Annotated in this window: 7 protein-coding genes and 1 pseudogene; 7 read left to right on the top strand and 1 reads right to left on the bottom strand. The window is 54.9% G+C overall.

Annotation, left to right across the window (positions count from 1 at the left end; translation table 11 throughout):
- The 5 genes and pseudogenes from EKM97_RS03400 to EKM97_RS03380 all read left to right on the top strand — a co-directional run.
- A partial coding sequence (locus EKM97_RS03400) for an Ig-like domain-containing protein (protein ID WP_225419202.1) occupies window positions 1-2,072 on the top strand: 2,072 nt, incomplete at its 5' end.
- Between the two features lie 279 nt (window positions 2,073-2,351).
- On the top strand, window positions 2,352-8,564 hold the full coding sequence (locus EKM97_RS03395; protein WP_125570877.1) for an Ig-like domain-containing protein: 6,213 nt from the start codon (window positions 2,352-2,354) through the stop codon (window positions 8,562-8,564).
- Between the two features lie 163 nt (window positions 8,565-8,727).
- Window positions 8,728-9,222: an N-acetyltransferase gene (locus tag EKM97_RS03390; protein ID WP_125570876.1), complete on the top strand. Its 495-nt coding sequence runs from the start codon at window positions 8,728-8,730 to the stop codon at window positions 9,220-9,222.
- A 12-nt stretch (window positions 9,223-9,234) separates the two neighbouring features.
- A pseudogene (locus EKM97_RS03385) lies at window positions 9,235-10,547 on the top strand (replication-associated recombination protein A).
- 315 nt (window positions 10,548-10,862) lie between these two features.
- Window positions 10,863-13,985, top strand: coding sequence for a YhgE/Pip family protein (locus EKM97_RS03380; protein WP_125570875.1), 3,123 nt, complete (start codon window positions 10,863-10,865; stop codon window positions 13,983-13,985).
- 82 nt (window positions 13,986-14,067) lie between these two features.
- Here EKM97_RS03380 and EKM97_RS03375 read toward each other — a convergent pair whose 3' ends face one another.
- The gene (locus tag EKM97_RS03375; RefSeq protein ID WP_125570874.1) at window positions 14,068-14,301 is read right to left on the bottom strand and encodes a hypothetical protein; all 234 of its coding nucleotides are present in this window, start codon (window positions 14,299-14,301) and stop codon (window positions 14,068-14,070) included.
- Between the two features lie 502 nt (window positions 14,302-14,803).
- Between EKM97_RS03375 and EKM97_RS03370 the strand changes: the two genes are divergently transcribed.
- Together EKM97_RS03370 and EKM97_RS11885 are read left to right on the top strand one after the other, a co-directional pair.
- Window positions 14,804-17,173, top strand: coding sequence for a phosphoketolase family protein (locus EKM97_RS03370; RefSeq protein WP_125570873.1), 2,370 nt, complete (start codon window positions 14,804-14,806; stop codon window positions 17,171-17,173).
- A gap of 280 nt (window positions 17,174-17,453) precedes the next feature.
- Complete coding sequence (locus tag EKM97_RS11885) at window positions 17,454-21,974, top strand: SpaA isopeptide-forming pilin-related protein (RefSeq protein WP_164507421.1); 4,521 nt, start codon at window positions 17,454-17,456, stop codon at window positions 21,972-21,974.
- Window positions 21,975-21,987: the final 13 nt, after the last annotated feature.

Genomic DNA, 21,987 nt, shown 5'->3' with positions numbered 1-21,987 from the left:
AGTATTCGCAACGCTCCAAACGTTGCTTTCAGACCGGCCAGATGCGATTTCATGTCCCAAATACCGAGGTGAATAATCCAGGCAGCAATATATTTGAATTCGACTTCGGCGCCAACCCAGATGAGAATTATTACCCACTCAAAATTCAACTGGCCGACAAAGATGGTGACGGTAGTGCGGATATCACGGAAACTGGTGAGTCCGAGCCAAGTACGGGTACTGAGACAGGTACCGGGACTGACACGGGTACGGGCACCACAACCACGACGCCAACTTCACAGAAACTGGCTGGGACCGCGGTCATTGAAAACAACGATAGTGTCACGGTTACCGGAACCGGCGCCAAGCCAAGCGATAGCGTGTGGGTAATTAGCGGTAGCGGGTATGCCGATGCCGATGAGGCCACGAAGACTGGTAACGTCCTCGGCACCCTCGACGCACAGGCTGACGGCACCGTCGAAATCAATATTCCGGCTGCCAAAGCAAGGAACTACTACGGCACGACCGTGACCCTGCTTGACCAAGGGACGCAGGTCATTGCCCCCGTTGATATTCCGGCCAATACCGCTAGTGCAACAATTACCGGCACGCTGACTGTGAAGTACAATGGCACGGCGCCAAAACCAACGCAAGCGGATCATGCCGGCGACAGCATCTGGTCACAGATTGTCGCGGGCTACGGTGCGAATAAGTTGACTGTGAAGGTCACGGCCGGTCAGCAAACGCTGAATGTGGTGCTGCCAGATGTGAGTGACTTCACCTGGGAGCCAGGGGCGACCGGCTACGGTGCGCGCGTGCACACCGGTGATTTCCAGCTGACAGCCGCTGGTAAGGCGTTGGTCAGCGCGGCGGTGGCTAAAGCATATCCGAGTGCTGAATTCGACGTCGACGCCATTCCATATGGCGGTGATTTGGACATTCAGCCGGGCGAACTTGGCCTCACGCTGAACGGCACCATTGCGCTGGATACCCCAGCGGCAAGTTTGCCAAGCACTTACCAAGGCAGCTTGAGCGTTCAGGCAGTCAACGCGGATGGGACTAATCACGGCACACCAATTGAACTTGTCAGCGGTGATTTTGAACTTGCAGACGGCGTGACGCCGACGGATGGCGTACATCAGAATGCGTTTGTTCTGACCGCATCCGGACTGACAAAATTAACGACGGCACTTGGCGAAAATGGTGGCTACAACGTGGCGACGGCAGCAGCCGGTGGGACGCTCGCGGTGGCAAGCAGTGTGGTTACGAATTACGTCGTTCACTATGTGGGTGCCGGTGTGCTGACACCAGCGGATTACGCGCAGTCGATTACTTGGACGGAAAGCTTTGCGGCGGATGGCACGCCGATTTGGACGCCAGATGAACAGCTGGTACCAGTGACAACACCCGTAATCAATGGGTTCACGGCTAATTATGCTACTGCCTACAACAGTGGTCTAAATTCTGGTCCGGAAGAACCACAAGGTAGCACTGAGAAAATCACCTACATCTTCCAAACGCCAAAGGGAACGATTTTGCCAGATGATCAATTTATCCCGGTCAGCGGCGATACGGCACCGAATGCACAAGTGACCTTAACGACGTCAACTGGTGGCGGGGTAACCGTGACCGCGGATGACAATGGGGACTATGAAGCGATTGTGACCCGCGGCGCGGCGCCAGCAGGAAGCAAGCTGACGGTGACGGCCACGGTTGATGACGGTAAGGGTGGCAAACTGACGAGCCCAAGTTTGGAATTAGCCGTGCAGGAAGCGCCAGACGCACCGGTCGCCATCATCACGCCAGTCAAGCGCGGGGTGGCAACCGTTACTGGGAACGCTGAAAACGGCGCGACAGTTGAATTCACTGTTGATGGTGAGAGCGTTGGTAGCGCAATTGCAACAGATGCCGGGAGCTTCACCATGACGTTCGATGTAAAGAAGGTACCAGTTGGTTCAGTGGTCCAAATGACCCAGACGACCGATGCCGGGATTAGTAAAGCAACGAGTGTCAAGGTTGAACGTCCAGATTTAAATGCACCAACGGCTGAAATTGTGCTCGTTGCCCCAACCATGGAAGGTAATATCGATTAGCATTCTAATCAGTCTGAACTTATGAATGTTAAAATAACGATACGTTATTTTAACAAGCAAGCTAATTATGCATGAATATAGTTATAATTAGCAAAAATCAAACGATTAGTTTTTAAATATTGAACCAACAAAGTTAACGCTAAGGTGCATAATCAACTTGTCGGGCGGAACCGATTATTATTCAATAGTCACTTATAAAATGGGTTGAGTGGTTATTCGAATTAAATGCACCACTAGTTTTTTAATTACAATTTTGGGTTGATATCCTTGGAGGTAGTTATGAAATATGGGGTTGGCGACAATAAATCGAACGTAAAGGTAACAGACGTTAAACGGCGTTACCGGATGTATAAGGACGGGAAAAAGTGGGTAATCGCGGCGGCAGCTGCCGCGGGCTTTATTCTTGGTCCGGTGTTCATGGGTAGTGCACCGAGTTTCGCGGCTTTTGTCGCCCCAACAGTGCAGACAACGTACAACGCCAATGAGTTGGATGCGGGTGCGTTTACCGTTGATGGGACCGCGGAATACGCGCCTGATGATCCTATCACTAGCTCGGATGCGTACATCAGCGTGCGTTTGGAAAATGGTACCGAAATCGGGGTTGCGATGTTGGATGACAGTGGTCATTACAGCATCAGCATTCCACTGACTAAGGCGACCTACGGGGACAAAGTTGACGTTTATATCGTGTACGTTGACGGTAGTAAAGAAAGTAAGGGGAAGGAGGTTGCAATTCCATTTGCCCAACCAGGTCAGCCGACAGTTCACCCGACTGCCAACACGGATGGCAGCGGCACGACTGTAACGGGTACCGCAGAACCGAATGCGACCGTCACCCTTACTGATAAGGGCACAGTTGTTGGTACTGGGACAGCTAATGGCAATGGCCAGTACAGCATTGACGTGCCGTATGACAAAGCGCCACAGGGTGATTCGATTCAAGTGATTCAGGAAACCCCCGGTGGGAAGAGTAATCCTGAAGATGCACAAATTCCGTACACCGCACCAGATGCACCAACCATCGGCGCTGCGCGTATACCCGGTGGCACCAACACCACCGTTAGTGGGAGCGGGGAACCAGGCGCGGCCATCACAATTACTGATCCTAGCGGCAAGACCGTAGGCAGCGGCACAGTTGATGAAAATGGCCACTACCTGGTTTCCGTGCCACTTACCGATGCACCGGCCGGTACCGACCTGACGGCGACTCAGACGCTACATGAACTGCAGAGCCCGCCTTCAGCAATTGCCCAGGTACCATACGACAAACCAGGTAAACTCACGCCGACAATCAGCAAACCGGTCAACGGTGTCATCACTGTCACTGGTAACGCTGAACCCGGCGCAAAAGTCACGCTGACACCAGCGAACGGCTCACCAATTACAACAACCGCCGATGACAATGGCGCGTTCACCGCGCTGGTTCCGGAAAGTGCGGCACCAGAAAACAGCACAATTAATGTGATTCAGACGACCAAGGGTGGGGACAGTGACCCTGCAACACTGACGGTACCATACGCAACGCCGGATAAACCAGATGTGACACTTGGTACCCCAACAGCCACTGATCAGCCAGTTAGCGGGACAGCGGAACCTGGTGCCGAAATTACCATCACACCAAGCGTTGACGGCAAGCCGGGTACGCCGGTAACCACGACGGCAGGTGAGGACGGTAAGTTTAACGCGAACGTGCCAGTGAGTGATGCGCCTGAAGGGGCCGAAATCAGCACGATTCAGACAACGTCTGGTGGCCCAAGCCCGGCAAACGAAGTGGTGGTCCCATACACCAAACCGGGTGACCCGCTGGTGGATGTTGGTAAGCCAGAAAACGGAGATGTGCCAATCAGCGGTTCTGGTAAGCCAGGTGACACTGTAACCATCACACCTGAAAACGGCGATCCAATCATCGTTCCAATTGGCGATGACGGTCAGTTCAAGGCGCAGATTCCTGCCAATGAGGCCAAGACGGGTGACGACATTACCGTCGTTGAACACGGTAAGGGCGGCGACAGTGACCCAGTCACAAAGACGGTGCCGGAAGGTAAGCCTGATGTTCCGAGCGTTGACCTGGGCACACCAACAAATGGTCAAATTCCAGTCACTGGGAAGGGCGAACCAAACGCCATCATCACGGTAACACCTGCAGGTGGTACCCCAGTTACCACGACGGCTGACGGCGATGGGAATTTTGCAACTGAGATTCCTGAAAGCGAAGCACCAAGCGGTACTGAGGTGACAACCACGCAGACAACGCCTGGTGGCGAGAGCGACCCGGCAACGGATGAAGTGCCTTACAACAAACCGGCACAGCCAAAGATTGACGTTGGTCCGGCCGATGACGGCAACGTTCCTGTAACCGGCGTGGGCGGTACGCCTGGTGACACCGTGACGATTACACCTGCCAGTGGTGACCCAATCACCGTCCCAGTTGGCAGTGACGGTAAGTTTAAGGCGCAAGTTCCGGAAGGCGAAGCAAAGCCAGGTAGCGATATTACCGCGGTTGAACATGGTAAGGGCGGCGACAGTGACCCTGCGACCAAGACCGTTCCGGAAGCGCAACCGGATGCACCTGAAGTTGATCTTAGTACCCCAGCTGAGGGTCAAGTGCACGTGACCGGGACCGGTGAACCAAATGCGACCGTCACGGTCACGCCTGAGGGCGGCACACCAGTGACCACGACCGCTGATGAGAATGGTAAATTTGCAACTGACATTCCTGAAAGCGAAGCACCAAGTGGCACTAAGGTCACAACGATTCAGACAACGGGCGGCGGTGATAGTGATCCCGCAACGGATGAAGTGCCTTACAACAAACCAAGCACCCCAACGATTGACGTCGGTGCACCTGTTGACGGCAACATTCCTGTGACCGGCGTGGGCGGCACACCTGGCGACACCGTGACAATTACGCCAGATGGCGGCGATCCAATTACCGTGCCGGTTGGCAGTGATGGCACGTTTAAGGCCCAGGTGCCTGAAGGCGAAACTGCACCAGGCACCACAGTCACCGCGGTTGAGCATGGTAAGGGCGGCGACAGCGATCCCGCAACTGACACCGTGAAGACACCAGTGCCTGGTGAGCCAGCAGTTACCGTTGATGCACCAACTGACGGCAACGTGAAGGTCACTGGGACTGGTGAACCAAACGCCACCGTAACGATTACCCCTGAAGGCGGCGACCCAGTGACCACGACGGCCGACGGTGAAGGGAATTTTGAAACTGAAATTCCGGAAACCGACGCACCAAGTGGCACCAAGATTACCACCACGCAGACGACGCCGGGTGGCGACAGCCTGCCCGCAACTGACGAAGTACCATACAACAAACCAGCTAAGCCAACGCTTGACGTTGGCGCCCCTGAAAATGGCAATGTGCCAGTGAGTGGGACGGGTGAACCTGGCGACACCGTCACGATTAAGACTGACGGCAGCGACCCAATCACCGTACCAATTGGTGATGACGGGACGTTCAAGGCTCAGATTCCAGAAACCGCGCCGGGCACCACGGTGACCGCTGTTGAAACCGGCAAGGGCGGCGACAGCGATCCCGCAACCGACACTGTGGACGAACCTGTGCCCGATGAACCAGCGGTTACCGTCGACAAGCCAACGGATGGCAACGTGAAGGTTACCGGTAAGGGTGAACCGAACGCCACCGTGACGATTACCCCTGAAGGCGGCGACCCAGTAACCACGACGGCTGACGGCGAAGGTAATTTTGAAACCGAAATTCCAGAAACCGACGCACCAAGTGGCACGAAGATTACCACCACGCAAACCACGCCAGGTGGCGACAGCCTGCCGGCAACGGATGAAGTACCATACAACGCACCAGCAAAGCCTACTGTTAAGGTTGACGCACCTGAAAATGGGAGCGTACCAGTCAGCGGGACGGGTGAACCTGGCGACACCGTCACCATTAAGACCGCGGGCGGCGACCCAATTACCGTCCCTGTCGGCCCTGATGGCAAGTTCAAGACCCAGATTCCTGAAAGCGAAGCCCAACCTGGCAGTGACGTGACCGTTGTTGAGACCGGTAAGGGTGGCGATAGCGAACCGGAAACCAAGCCAGTGCCATACGCTGTGCCTGATGCACCAGAAGCGAACGTGGCGGCGCCAAAGGATGACTTGATTCACGTGACCGGGACTGCTGAACCGGGCGCGACGATTACCGTGACCCCAGAAAGTGGAAATCCTGTCACTGGCACTGCCGATGGCGATGGTAATTTTGCCCTCGACGTTCCAGAAGCTAGCGCACCAAGCGGCTCCACGCTGAAGACCACACAGACCACACTGGGCGGTGATAGTGATTCGGATATTGACCCAGTGCCATACCCGAAGCCAGTTGCCCAGCAGCCAACCATTGACGCGCCAAAGGGTGGCAAGGTCCACATTACCGGGACCGGCGAACCAGGCGACACCATCACGTTGATTCCAGAAACTGGCGGGCAGATTTCTGTGCCGGTTGGGGATGACGGCACCTACGACATCACCATTCCAGAAAGCAAAATGCCAGCCGAAAGCACCGTTGGGGTGACCGAAACTGGTAAGGGTGGCACGAGTGACCGCATCGATGCCAAGGTGCCACTGGCAATCCCGGACGCACCAACCGGCGTGGCGAACCCACCAAAGCGGGCCCAGGTCCACGTAACTGGGACTGCGGAAGCGGGTGCTGAAGTCACGCTGACCACCGATTCCGGGGTGACCCAGACTATGACGGCCGACGAGCAGGGGAATTACGCTGCTGACTTCCAGGCAACGGATGCCCCAATTGGCTCGCACATCAGCGCAACCCAGAAGACGGCCGGTGGTGTCAGTGATGCCACGGCTATCGAAGTGCCAGAACGTCCTGACCTGAACGCACCAGATGCCACCATCACGCTGACCAAACCGCAGATGGATGGTAACTTGGATGTCCAAGAACAAGCACGGCTGCGTTCCGCAAGTACACCGGTTCTGCACGTTCACGGCTACACCATGTCCACGGACGGACCGGTGCCAAATGCCCTGATGAGCGTCTACAATGAAGCCGGCGAGCTGCTGGGTTCGCAAGTATCCGATGAAAATGGTGAATACTACATCGATATTCCGCTCAGCGACAAGCTTCACGAAGGTGATGCCTACTACGGCCAGACGAGTTACGACGGTATGGTGAGCGAAAAGAGCGTCAACACCGTGCCTTACGCACAGCCAATCAAACCAACTATCGGTGAGATTACTAACGATGGTACCACCATTACCATCAAGGGCCACAGCTTTGAAGGCAACATGATTTCCGTCACCGGGACAACCGATGACGCCAACTCACCGAGCGCAATTGCCGGCGACAACGGCGACTTCACCCTGCTGATTCCGGTTAGCTTCGCAACGCCGGGCACCGAACTGCAGATTTACGCAACAAATCACACGGCAGTTGGGCCAGACCTAGCCATCACCATTCCGGAAGTGACAGCACCAGCAACTGATACCACGGATCCTGATGCAACTACAGAGGAAACTAAGGAACAGACGAAGGTGGCTACTGATGACGGCGGCGTGAGTGTGACTGCCGAGAATTTCTACGACAACCGGGAGACGCCAGCAACAACGACTGAGCCGGCTACCGAACCACAAACCAAGGTAGCTACGGACGACGGCGGTGTGAGTGTCACCGCGGACGACTTCTACGACAATCGGGAAACGCCAGCAACGACAACTGAGACTGAAACTCAGCCGCAGACTAAGATTGCCACGGATGCTGGTGTGAGTGTGACCGCGGATGACTTCTACGACAACCGGGAAACACCGGCGACAAGCACTGAAACGGAAACCACCGTTCCGGAAACCCAGCCGCAGGTTAAGACTGCTACCGGCGCTGCACTGAGCGTATCCCCAGATCAGTTCTTCGACAACACGCAGCAGCCTAGTGGTGCAACGACCACAACACCTATTGTTTCGACCACGCCAACGTCAACGGTACAGACAACCTTCGCAACACCAACACCAAGTGCAACGATTAGCACACCAAACACGGTAGCGACAACAGCACGTACCGTTGCAACGAGTGTCAACACGGCAAACACCCAGCCTGCTGTAAGCACAGCGACGACGCAGCCAAGCGCCACGGTCGCAGCAACGACGCTACCAAGCACGATGGGTGAAACCACTGCGGCGACGACGAAGACGACTGAGGTTGCGACTGCAACGCCTGCTACAGAAGAAGACGCACCAGCACAGATTCTGCTGCCAAGCACTGGTGACTTCGATGATGAAGACACGCAGACGGTAGCGGCGGCTCCTGCACAGAACAACGCAGGCAAGAGCGCAGCTAAGACCACATTGGCAACGACCAGCACTAAGCAGGCCGCAAAGAACCTGCCAAGCACGGGTCAAAGCACGCTGCCACAGACTGGTGACCGCGAAAGCAGCACCATGAGCAGCATCGGGTTGGCCCTCGCAGCCGCACTGGGAATTCTGGGTATCTTCGGAATTCGTAAGCGCCACGAAGACTAGCAAAAGCCAAGCGCGATAAGTATTGAGGAACAGGCGTCCGCCTAGTGCGGGCGCCTGTTCTTTGCGTGGCCGGTTTCGCGTACAAGTGTGCTAAACTTAAGTTAGTAAAAACACGGAAAAGGGGCGGAGAACCATACAGAATTTTGAGAAGTACCACCCGATTATGTCGCGGCATTACACCTTGGATTGGCTGACGGCGTTTAAGCTGAAGGAAATCTACGCGCTGCGGCGGGAACTGGATGTCGCCGAGGCGCAGCAACGTCCCGTCGATGCGGATATCACTGTGAGTGCGCACTTCGTGAACCGGGCGATGGCGCTGGTTATGGGCAATCAGGCCCTGTTATACGGGATTCGGTCGCGCGAGGAAGACACATTGCTCGCGACTTTTGGTTTCTACGGTTTCAGCACTGACCGCCAGTGCGCGACCGTGCGCATGGCCAACGCCGCGAACGCTGATAACGCGGTGCTCAGCGAGATTCTGCCGCGGATGGTGGGCTTTGCCGTGCACGAACTAGGACTGAACCGACTGATTGCCGGGCAGATTGTGCGGCCGGCAGATGAGCAGTTGTACCTTGCCAATCATTTTGAGCGGCGTAGCGACGGCCGGCTGGTGCTGCACGCCAGCACGATTTTGAACGATGAGGAGTACGATTTCTAGAGGGGATACGCGATGCATCAAGAATCATTATTTGGCGATGCGACCGAGAAGCACCGCGGCCTTGACGTACCCAGCGGCGGGTACCAGCCGCTGGCGAGCCGGGTGCGGCCACAAGAACTCAGCGAGTTTGTTGGCCAGCAGAAGTTAATTGCGCCGGGACGGGTGCTGTACAACTTAATTGAAAAAGACCAGATTAGCTCGATGATTTTCTGGGGGGCCACCCGGTGTGGGTAAAACCACGTTGGCGCAGCTGATTGCGCGCAAAACGAAGGCGGAGTTCATTAACTTCTCCGCCGTCACCAGCGGCATCAAGGAGATTCGCCAGGTAATGCAAGACGCCGAGGACAGCCGGGCGCTCGGCAAGAAAACCATCGTGTTCGTGGATGAAATCCACCGCTTCAACAAGGCGCAACAGGATGCCTTTCTGCCCTACGTGGAGCGCGGCAGCATCATTTTGATTGGCGCCACGACCGAGAACCCGAGCTTTGAAATCAACTCGGCGCTATTGTCGCGGCTGCGCGTGTTTGTTTTGCACGCACTGGGCGAAGACGACCTGGTCACTTTGCAAAAGCACGCGCTTGCCGATCCACGCGGATTGGGCGACTTTACTGTTGAGATGCCAGATGAGTTGATGCACAAAATTGCGGTGTACGCCAACGGCGACGCCCGCACCGCGCTCAACACGCTGGAGATGGCCGTGACCAATGGCCAGGTCGATGGCGACAAGACGGTGGTTAGCGAGGCCGACCTGAGTCAGATTATGGGCAAGAAGGCCCTGCTTTATGACAAGAATGGCGAGGAACACTACAACCTGATTTCGGCCTTGCACAAGTCGATGCGCAATTCCGATGTCGACGCGGCGCTCTACTGGTTGTCACGGATGCTGGTGGCGGGCGAAGATCCGCTCTACGTGGCGCGGCGACTCGTGCAGTTTGCCAGCGAAGACGTTGGGTTGGCCGATTCGCGCGCGCTGGAGATTGCGGTGGCGGCGTTTCAGGCGAGCCAGTTTCTGGGGATGCCGGAGTGTTCGGTTAACCTGGCTCACGCGACGGCCTACCTAGCGCTCGCACCAAAGAGCAGCGCGGTTTACGATGGCTACCAAGCTGCCAAGGCGGACGCTGAACATACATTGGCCGAACCCGTGCCGCTACGCCCAAGACGCGCCGGACAAGCTGACGACCATGCAAACGATGCCGGACAATTTGGTGGGAAAACATTACTACCACCCGAGCAATCAGGGCAGCGAAGTACGCTGGGCGCAGCGCCTGGCGCAGATTGCGCAGTGGCATCGTGAGCATGACCCGCGGCCGCCGAAGAGTGAATGACAATTTAATAGGTAAAGAGTGAAAGGAGCCCCGAACGTTAATGGATGCGTGCGGAGCTCTTTTTTGCTTGCTAACAGATTGGCTGCAGCGTAAACGTTACGACTGTATCGTATGCAAAATGCGCTTATAAATGTACACTAACTAGTATCAGTTTGGACGAATTTTCGTTATCTATATAACGTGAAACGCGAACGTTCATGTTTGCGGCGTGATGGTGGTCACGTCGTCCACGCTATTTTTTGGCAAAAATTGTTCAAAACTACCCGTTACAGGTGTAACGGACACCACATTTTGGCTAAAGGAGTGAATCTGCAATTGATTAAGAAGGAGTTTGCGAACATCTTTAAGAGCAAATCAGTTATGTTATTGCTCGTCGCAGTTATCGTAATTCCGTTTGTTTATTCGTTCTGTTTTCTGACTTCTGCATGGGATCCGTACGGTCATACCGGACAGGTTCCCGTGGCGGTGGTCAACGAAGATGAGCCCGCAACACTGGAAGGTAAAAAGGTCAACGTTGGGGAACAAACCATCGCGAACCTGAAGAGCAACGACCAACTGGGCTGGCATTTTGTCAGCAAGAAGGCCGCTGCTCAGGGGCTGAAGGACAACAAGTACTACACGGTCATCACGATTCCGCGGAACTTCTCCCGGAACGCGGCCACTGTCCTTCAGCCGCACCCGAAGCAGATGAAATTAAGCTACAAGACGAACGGCTCGCTGAACTACATCAGTGAAGTCATGAGTCAGGTCGGCGCTGACAAGCTGAACAGCCAGATCCGCGCCAAGGTGACCAACGCCTTCGCCAGCACGCTGTTTGCCCAGGTGGGGCAGATTGGCAAGCAAATCGGCAAGGCAGCCACCGGTGCCACGCAGCTGAGTGACGGCATCGTTACCCTGGACAACGGGGTGAACAAGTACACCGTGGGGGTTTCCCAGGTGCACGATGGTCTGCAGACACTGAAGGTGGCGGTTAAGCCACTGAGTTCTGGTGTCCAGCAGCTTACCGATGGGGGCGAGCGGCTGAAGACAGGCCTGCAGCAGTTGTATGGCAATATTCCAGCGTTAAGCGACGGGGTGGTGCAGCTATATTCAGGTAGTCAGCAGATTGTGACCGGTCTGAACAAAGTTGATAAAAAGACACACACCCTGCCTGAAAATGTTCAAAAGCTTGATGACGGCAGTAACAAAATTAGCGCTGGTCTAGGCGAACTCAACAGTAAGGCCCCGCAATTAGCAACAGGGGTTAACAGTATTTATAATGCGGTCGCTGTCGGAGACGGGTCCCTGGCTAGTGGTGCCACACAATTAAGCGATGGTACGGGTCAACTTAGCACCGCAACTAGCCAATTAACAGACGGTACAAGCAAGCTTAGTGCCGGAACCCAGCAGCTCTATGAAGCAGTTTTACAAGGAGATGCCAACACACCTTCGCTAGTATCGGCTGTGAATGATTTGGCAACGGGGATGGCCGGATTGCAGGACCAGATCATTACACAAAATGACTTGGTGGGTAAGGTCGGCAAGCTTAATAGTGAGATTAATGATAATGTGAACAATTTTGGCACAGCAATTAATTTCTTAGAGGTTATGGACTTAAAGACCGCGATTACGTCTGGGCTTGCTAAATCTGTGTTAAAAGTCGACATGACATTGCCGACAGATATCAAGTGGAATGCTGTAAATAGGGTGACTACTAAGCTGGCTGCTCAAGAAGATGCTTATAAGCAGCTTGCCCAAGCCGTTGACGGACTGCCAGATGATACCCAAACAGCTAGTGGCACAGGAAGTACAAGTCAACAGACTACAACAACTTCAAACACCTCCGGAGCCACCGCTTCAACTGGGACTACATCCGGAACTAAAGCTGACGCTACAACTAAGGCGAAATTTAAAGCATTGCTTACAAATCTTAAAAAAGCAATGGATCAAACACGAACAACGGCTACCAATAGTGCTGAACTCAATGACATCGTTTATGCGCAAATGACAACGACCGCCAAGGATGCAGCTGGCGATCCTGCAGGCTTGCAGGCTGCGGTTAGTCTACTCAACACAGGTCTTACACAGGCTAATACAGATCCAACCAACCCGTCCGGCCCCAAACTGACCTTCACGGAAGCACTGCAGAAACTCACTGAAGGTACTGCTGAACTGAATGCGAATGTCTCTGGCGGCGAGGGTGTTTCGATGTCGCTCGCATCTGCAGTTCAACAAGTGAATGATGGGATGACGCAGCTGAACGATGGAGCGACTCAGATTAATGATGGTGCTACGCAACTGAATACTGGCGCTGTCAAGCTGAACAACGGTGTGAATATTGGTTCGACCAAGACGCCGTCACTTGTATCTGCCATGACAACACTGAATGGATCTGTTCCGGCGCTGCAGAGTGGCGTTAAGCAACTTTACGATGGTTCGAAGCAGGAATCTGCTGGACTAGACGAATTGAATGGCCAGGCACCACAGCTGGCTGGCGCAATCATTCAACTGCTTGATGGTTCAACACAATTGCGTGGTGGCCTCGGTCAACTTAATTCCAAGGTACCAACATTGGCATCTGGTGTTACGCAACTACGTGACGGCTCTGTCCAGTTGGCAGACGGTCTGGAAGAACTTAACAGCCAGACCCCAGCACTCGGGAGCGGTGTTACTCAGCTGGCCGATGGTGCTGATCAGCTGAACAGCAACTCACCAGCTCTGACGTCCGGCACCAAGCAGCTCAAGGACGGCTCCGGCCAGTTGGCTGACGGCTTGGGCGATGGCTACAAGCAGGTTAACGGCGTCAAGCTGACTAACCTGACCGCCAAAATGTTTGCAGAACCAAGCAAGGCTGTGCAGAAGCGTCTGACCACCGTGCCTAACTACGGTGACGCGCTTGCACCATACGTGCTGGCACTGGCCCTGTTCATTGCGATTATCATCTTCAACTTCAGCTACCCAATGCGCCGTCACGACGGCTACAAGAGTGTCGCTGATTGGTTCAAGGCGAAGTTCGCGGTGGGCACCCTGGTTGCTCTGGCAATGGCGATCATCGAAGCAACATTGATGCTGGTCGTTGGCCTGCACGTTGACCACATCGGTCAGTTCTACGGCATGACCATTCTCTTTGCACTGGCGGCGATGTACATGACACAATTCCTGAACCTGGCGTTCGGGGGTGTCGGGATCTTCGTTGCCCTGGGCCTGCTCACCATGAGTGGATCGGGTGGTCTCTTCCCAGCCGAGACGATTAGTCCGCTGTACGAATCGACGCAACGCTTCCTGCCGATGACTTACGCGATTAACGGTTACCGGAATGCTATCTCCAGTGGGATTAGCGCATCGACGGTCGCATCGAGCGTCGCGGTATTGGTTGCCATTGCGGTAATCAGCGTGGCCCTGATGTTCCCAGCGATTAAGTACCTGCTGACGAAACTCGAAAGCGAAGCAAAAGAATAAAAAAGTGGCAGTGCGTTAGCACTGCATGTAAAAAGACGACTCGCAAATTTTGCGGGTCGTCTTTTCTTTTACTATAGAAGTTTTAGTGTACGCGCTTAGCAGGGTGCTTAGTACCGGCGGTCTTCATTTGCGGACGCGGGCGGCCAGGACGAGGCACGCGCTGGCTGACCGTTGGTGCAGGCACGACGGAATCTTCAGGGGTACCAGGTGCGACCTTACGCTTAGCGGCAATGCTGAGATCGATGTGGACGTGTTGCAGCAGAACGGTCGCGGCAGCGCCGGCTGCGAAGGCGAAAAGAACGGATTTCTTAGACATAAGACAACTCTCCCTTACTTCCTATTTGTTCCCATTGTAGTGGGCAGAAAGGCGGGTGTCACGAACTATTTTTCATAGTTTGACGCACCAATTGGTAACTCATAGAGACTGATGCAGTGAGAAAATTACCACCAAAGTAGCAAGGATGCACTGAGGATCTGGAACGAATTAACGGAGCGGACGTGGTGAGGTAGCGCGAAAAGAGCAGGAGTAGCGAGAACAACCGGCGTTAGCCGTATTATTCTCGCTACTCCTGCTCGGGGTAAACATTTTGACGTGGTTTTCGGCAAAAAGTTTAGCGGTAGCCGAGTTGACTCGGCGTGAGCGACCCCGCGCTGCCTCGCCGCGTCCGCGGAGTTAATTCGTTCCAGATCCGGACTAAACCAGTCGTACTCCTGACAAACCCGCCAGTCTGCACCCTGCATTCCCAAGAGCAAATAGGGTATACTGAACCTATCAATGAAAGCGATGCCGCGCGCCGCTGAAATATGGAGGTTTTGGAATGGCTTCACAAGATTACTCTTCTACCGAATACTTTGACCTAATGACCCGCTACTGGGAGGCTGCCAACTATCTATCCGTTGACCAGCTCTACCTCAAGGACAACCCGCTACTGCAGCGGAAACTGGTGGCAAGTGATGTTAAGCCGTACCCAATCGGCCACTGGGGCACGATTTCCGGGCAAAACTTCATTTACACCCACTTGAACCGTGTGATTAACAAGTATGGCGTCAACATGTTCTACATCGAAGGCCCCGGTCATGGTGGCCAGGTAATGGTGTCCAACGCCTACTTGGACGGCCATTACTCCGAAGTTTACCCGAACATCCCGCAGAACAAGGTGGGGATGCAGCGTCTGTTCAAGCAGTTTAGCTTCCCAGGCGGTGTCGCCAGCCACGCCAGCGCCCAAACGCCAGGTTCCATGCACGAAGGTGGCGAACTGGGTTACTCCTTGAGTCACGCGGTTGGCGCCATTTTGGACAACCCTGATGTGATTGCCGCAACCGTGATTGGGGATGGGGAAACCGAGACCGGCCCGCTCGCAGCTAGCTGGTTCAGCGACACCTTCATCAACCCAATTCATGATGGTGCCGTACTGCCAATCATCCACATGAACGGCTTCAAAATTTCCAACCCGACAATTTTGTCCCGCAAGAGCGATGAAGACGTGGCCAAGTACCTTGAAGGTGCTGGCTGGGCTCCAATTTTTGTTGAGGGTGACGATCCGAAGAAGCTCAACCCAGAACTTGCCGCGGCGATGGACCAGGCCATTGAATCTATTCAGGCCATCCAAAAGCATGCCCGCGAGACCGGCGACGCCACCATGCCGCACTGGCCAGTGCTCGTTGTCCGCACACCAAAGGGTTGGACGGGTCCAAAGACCTGGGATGACCTGCCAATTGAAGGCAGCTTCCGTGCCCACCAGATTCCAATTCCAGTCAAGCAGGCCGACATGACCCACGCCGACAACCTGACCGACTGGCTCAAGTCCTACCACCCAGAGCAGCAGTTTACTGAAGACGGTGAACTGGTGCCTGAACTCAAGGCCTTGATCCCGGCGCCAGACAAGCGCATGTCCAGCAACCCAATTACTAACGGCGGGATTGATCCTAAGCCACTCGTGCTACCTGACTACCGTAAGTTCGCGCTCGACAACAGTAAGCACGGCAAGCAGGTTAAGCAGGACATGATTGTGTGGTCCGACTACCTGGCTGAGATGATTAAGCTCAACCCAGATAACTTCCGCATCTTTGGTCCTGATGAAACCATGAGTAACCGCCTATACGGGCTTTTTGAAGCAACTAAGCGTCAATGGCTCGAACCAATCAACGATTACACGGACGAGAAGATGGCCCCATCCGGTCGGATTATCGACTCCCAGCTGTCCGAACACCAGAGCGAGGGCTTTAGCGAAGGTTACACCCTGACCGGACGCCACAGCCTGTTCACCAGTTACGAGGCCTTCCTGCGCGTCGTGGACTCCATGATTACGCAGCACTTCAAGTGGATCAAGGAAGCCGACGAACAACCATGGCGCCGGCACTACCCATCACTCAATATCGTGTCCACGTCCACGAGTTTCCAGCAGGACCACAACGGTTACACGCACCAAGATCCTGGTATCCTGACCCACGTGGCCGAGAAGACCCCGGCTTACGTGCGTGAATACCTGCCTGCTGATGCTAACTCCATGCTGGCGGTATCGCCACTGCTATTTAACAGCGAGCAGACCGTCAACATCTTGATTGCGTCCAAGCAGCCACGCCCGCAGTTCTACTCGATTGATGAAGCCACCTTGCTCGCGCAGCAGGGCCTGGGCCGCATCGACTGGGCAAGTACTGACGACGGCGTTGAACCAGACGTGGTCATGGTCGCAGCCGGGACGGAACCTAACCTGGAGAGTCTGGCCGCCATCGACATTTTGCACGCCAGTTTCCCAGAACTCAAAATCCGCTTCATCAACGTCATCGACCTGCTTAAGTTGCGGGCCCCTGAAGTTGACCCCCGCGGTTTGAGCGACGCTGAGTTCAACAGCTACTTTACGGCCGACAAGCCAGTCATCTTCGCCTTCCATGGCTACGAGGGTCTGATTCGCGACATCTGGTTCCCACGTGCTAACCGTCAACTGCACGTGCACGGCTACCGCGAAGAAGGGGACATCACCACGCCATTTGACATGCGCGTGCTGAACGAACTCGATCGTTTCCACTTGGCTAAGGACGCCATTATGTCCGTGCCGGGTTACGCCGATAAGGCCGGTGCCTTCGTCGCAAAGATGGACGCCGAATTGCAGAAGCACCACGACTACATTCGTGAAGTTGGGGAGGACATCCCTGAAGTCAGCGAATGGGAGTGGACGGATATTAAGTAAAAACTAGTCCCGAGAATCGGTTGAATAGCCTCTCGCCGCCAAGTGCGGTGAGGGGCTATTTTTTGGTACAAAAGTACGCCGTAATGAATAATGGCCGTTATTTTGACGTCTGAAAAATGACGGGGATCAGTTTCAAAGTAGAATAACCTGAAAATTATAAATGCATAAATATTACGATTGCGAAAACCAAATAAAGCGTTTGCACGAGTGTACGCTTTCGTTTACGATGATGGTGTAATAACGGTGCAATTATTACTTAGAGGTGGGAGGAGGAGTAAATATGCGCAATAGAAAACGATGGCAACACGGATTGCTGTTTTTAATTGCGATTTTGGGGCTGGTGGTCCAGACACTGGCTCCCGCGGCGCAGGTTTTCGCTAGCGGCGAACCTGCGACGACTTTACCCGTGAGTTTTGACAAGGCCGAATTGACGAAAGACGATGGGACAGCGCTGCCGGAAGCACCGGCCACGCTGAATCAGAATCAGCACGTCAACTTGGCGCTGCAGTTCAGCTATCCTGCCAGTGAGACGGGGTATGCGGCGGGTGCGAGCGCAAGCGTGCAATTACCGACGGCGCTCGCTTACCCAACGGCCAGTGACGGTAGTGCCACGAGCACCGGAACTTTCGGCGGATCTGATGACACGGCCAAGTGGACGCTGAATGCGAACACTGGCGAGCTGACAATCACTTTGCTCAAAGCAGAGACGGCTAGTCAGAATTTGACTTTGAACATGAAGGATTTGCAGTTTAAGCAGTTGAGCAATACTGACTTAACGCAAAAGCTGAATTTTGCCACGACACCAACGCCGACGAGCTACAACCTGCAGTTTGTCGCCAAGGGTGAACCGGTTGTTGCACAAAGTTTGACTGCCGACGCTGCGGTGAACCCGCGCACGATTAGTGGGGTAACCGACTTCAATGGCGACGGCGGGAACACTGGTGCCGACGGTCCGAAGTGGTCAGCCGATGCGAGTCAACGGACCGCCAACCCAGACCTCGCGGTAACGCTGGCTGCGCAAAATGCGCAGGGTAACGCCATCAGTAGCGACCTATTAGCCTTTACTGCGGATGACTTGGCGAAAGTGGTCGTGACCGCTGCCAAACTGAACGCGGACGGTTCATTCAGCAGTAGCCGCAAAACGCTGGTGCAGGGCCAAGACTACAACGTGGTGGCTGCGGATAACCAGCTGCAGATTTACCTGACGAACGGCATTGATACGCAGACCGGTTACGAAGTCGCCTACCAGGCAACGGTGCAGCGGGCCAATACGGGTATCAGCACGCTGGCGGGCGTGCGCAGCACCGGTACGCGTTACCTGACGGCAACTGGTGCGGGTTCGGATGACACGGCGCTGGCTGCCAATAAGGTGCTGGCCGTCCGCAATGCGGGCTCAATGCTGGCAAAGCAGGGCGAACTGACGGCGGCTGGCAATGCCATTAACTGGACAATCGACTGGAACTATCAGCAGACACCTTTTAAGGCGGGCCGCACCATTACCGATACGTTCGGGATTAAGACGAGCGCAACCGTGCCTGCCGCTACCGACAGCGTGAAGTATACGCAGGGCAGTTTCCACGCCTACCAAGTCGTGATGGATGCGCAGGGTAACCCCATGCTGGTCCAAAAAGACGGTAGCAGCATGCTGGCGACCAAGTCCGATGCGGTCACCAATGCGGTGGATTACACCAATGCGTTTAGAGTGACTAAGACAAGCGATAACCAGATGCAGATTGCGTACACGGGGGCTAGTGATGCACCAGCCAACGCGGCGTTTATGCTCACTTACAGTACGGACCTTGGCGCTCTGGGTAAGGACGCAACTGTGCGCAACGTGGTCCAAGAAGATGCAGACACGCAGTACGCGGACGTTTCGACTAACAGTGAAGCTGATATTTCCAAGGCTAGTGGGACCATGGACTATGTTGGTCAGGCTTTGGATTGGCAAGTTATTTTCAATTCGCAACACCGTGAAATGAACAACGCGGTTATGTTTGATGTTTTCCCGGCAGGGTTGAAATCATTGGCCACTGATCGGGATGCGGACCGCTACATGAGTGATGACAAGGTTAAAGGCATTGAAGCTGCGACAGACTTGACCAAGACCGAAGACGGCAAGAACGACGGTGTTTTGGTGATGCATTCCACTGCGGACGATGATGCCAAAAATAATGCCTACGCCTTAATTGAAGGCAAGGATTATGAGCTCATCAAGGTGCCAGTCACTGCAGATGCCAGCACCAACGCGCTGACCACTGCCACCAACGAATACCTGCAGCGTTTTCCAGGCGAATCGGTGGTTGCACAGAAGACCACTAACAGCGGTGAATATGGTTTTGTCATCAAGCTGATTGGCGATTATGCCCACACGACGGACCGTATTTGGGTCAATTACCGGGCGGATTTGGATCAAGACCAGCTGGACAACATTACGGGCAGTAATTCCAACCTGCTCGATAATAATGCTTACTTCTACTATGAGCCACCAAAGGACCAGGTCGCGGTCGCCGGTGGTTCATCAGGCTCAGGAGCTCGCTATGATCCTGCACTTTTGACGGGTGTCCGCAAAATTGGGGTTAGCAACACCGACGGCACCCAGACCTGGGGCATCCTGGTTAACCAGCGCAGCCTGCAGTACGGACTGGCTAGTTTAGCAGACACACTGCCTGTAGCCGATGGGGCGCAGTTTAATTTTGTTCCCGGTTCGCTCCAGTTCTACACGGCGGACACAAACGCCGCAATTAGTGACTGGCCGGCCGGTCGTTTAATTGATCAAGCGCAGCCTGCAGCTGACGATGCAGACCTGTTGCCGACTAACGCCGCGGATACTTGGGTGGCGGACGGCGCTGCCGGTTCTGGACAAACGCTGAACTTACAGTTCGCCAACCTCGGCAACAAGCGGGTTTGGGTCGTTTTCAAGACGCAGCGCGAAACCAAGTGGTTCTACAACTCCGCAACCGTCACGAACAAAGTCACGGTGAACGACAACGAGACCGCGACTACCAAAATTAAAGGCTACAGTTCCCAGGCCAATGTTTCTGCTGGCCAGGGGATGCAGGCCATCACGAAGCAGGGGCAAGCTGACCCGAACAACACCCGTACCGCTAACTGGCAGGTGGACCTGATTAACGCCAATGATGCCGGTCGCGGCATGATTAAGCCGGTGGTCACCGACACGCTTGCAGACAACGAAACGGGCGCCAGCGTCGACGCGTCCTCCATCAAGGTGGCGCTCCAAACTGGAACCGGCGACTTTGTCACTTTGAATGGTACGGGGACGAGTCCTGATTACAGCGTCAAAATTGATGGCGACCAGCTCACTGTACAGTTTAACCGTGATTTTGGCGGCTTAGTCACTGGCGTGGGCGCGGCCATCAACCGTTATGACGTGCGGATCACTTACAACACCTTGAGTGCTAAGTCCGGCACCGTTGCGAATGAAGCGGCGGTTGCCTGGCAAAGTGCAGCAGGCGCAACGAGTGCAGATAGCGATGACCTGCCTCTGAGTACTTGGCGTCAGGCCGAGGCAAAGGTTGATCTGAGCATCGCCAGCGGCAGCATCGATAGCGGTAGCGAAAGTCTCAACGCAACACTCAAGGTGCACAAGCAGGATGCCAAGACGCAAAAGGCCTTGGCGGGTGCAACCTTCACGCTGGAACGCGCAGATGGTACCGGCTCACCAATGCAGGCAGTAACGGATGACCAGGGTAATCTGCAGTTTGCACACCTGCCGGCGGGGTTGAAGTACATTTTGACCGAAACGGCGGCGCCAGAGGGATACACTCTGACGGACACACCAAGCCAGGAAGTCTTCTTGAACCCGGCTGCGGGAACCGATACGCAGACGGTGACGGTCGACAATACGCAGACACCGGCAGTGGTTGGGACAACACGGACGCTACGTATCGCGAAAATTGACGCGCAGAGTAAGGCTAAGCTAATGGGCGCACAGTTCCGGCTGAGCGCAGTTGATGGCAGCGTGCCGGACCGCTTCGGCGTGACGGGGCAAGACGGGATTCTGAACTTTGTCGACCTGCCGAGCGGAAAAGAATACCGGCTGACTGAAATCAAGGCGCCAAAGGGCTACGAACTGCCTAAGGAAAGCGCACAAACGGTCACCCTCGCCGATGGCAAGGACGCGCAGGTGCTGACCGTACAAAACACGGCGACCCCGAGTGGCGAAACGACGCCACCGACAACTGGTGGCGAAACGACGCCACCGACGACTGGTGGCGAAACAACACCACCAACCACTGGTACGGAAGTGACACCGCCAACTACTGGTACGGAAATCACACCACCAACCACTGGTACAGAAGTAACACCACCAACCACCGGTACGGAAGTGACGCCACCAACGACTGGCACAGAAGTAACGCCGCCAACCACCGGTACGGAAATCACACCACCAACCACTGGTACCGAGGTAACGCCGCCAACCACCGGTACGGAAATCACACCACCAACGACTGGTACCGAGGTGACGCCACCGACAACTGGGACTGAGGTGACATTACCACCAACCGGTGGCGAAACGACACCACCGACGACTGACGACAAAACGCCAACCGTGACGAAGACGCCGGATACTGGGAGCACACGGCTACCAGATACGGCCGGCCAGGTCGACAAACCAAAGACGCACGCGGCCAAGAATGCGACCCATGCCACTGCCAAGGCGCAGAGCAAGCGGGTTCTAGGACAGTTTGGTGATCAACCTGCCGTTCTTCTGAGCATGCTGGGCGCCGGCTTGGCACTGGTTTTGAGTGCGGGTCTCTGGGTTTGGCGCAAGCAACACTAAACTAGGACGAGAA

The sequence above is a fragment of the Lacticaseibacillus songhuajiangensis genome (assembly GCF_003946025.1).
Classification (GTDB): domain Bacteria; phylum Bacillota; class Bacilli; order Lactobacillales; family Lactobacillaceae; genus Lacticaseibacillus; species Lacticaseibacillus songhuajiangensis.
This window is presented reverse-complemented; position numbering and strand designations above follow the sequence as displayed.

Coding starts and splice junctions, on each gene's coding strand:
- EKM97_RS03395 (WP_125570877.1), top strand. CDS start 2,352: ATGAAATATGGGGTTGGCGACAATAAATCGAACGTAAAGGTAACAGAC.
- EKM97_RS11885 (WP_164507421.1), top strand. CDS start 17,454: ATGCGCAATAGAAAACGATGGCAACACGGATTGCTGTTTTTAATTGCG.
- EKM97_RS03390 (WP_125570876.1), top strand. CDS start 8,728: ATGTCGCGGCATTACACCTTGGATTGGCTGACGGCGTTTAAGCTGAAG.
- EKM97_RS03375 (WP_125570874.1), bottom strand. CDS start 14,301: ATGTCTAAGAAATCCGTTCTTTTCGCCTTCGCAGCCGGCGCTGCCGCG.
- EKM97_RS03370 (WP_125570873.1), top strand. CDS start 14,804: ATGGCTTCACAAGATTACTCTTCTACCGAATACTTTGACCTAATGACC.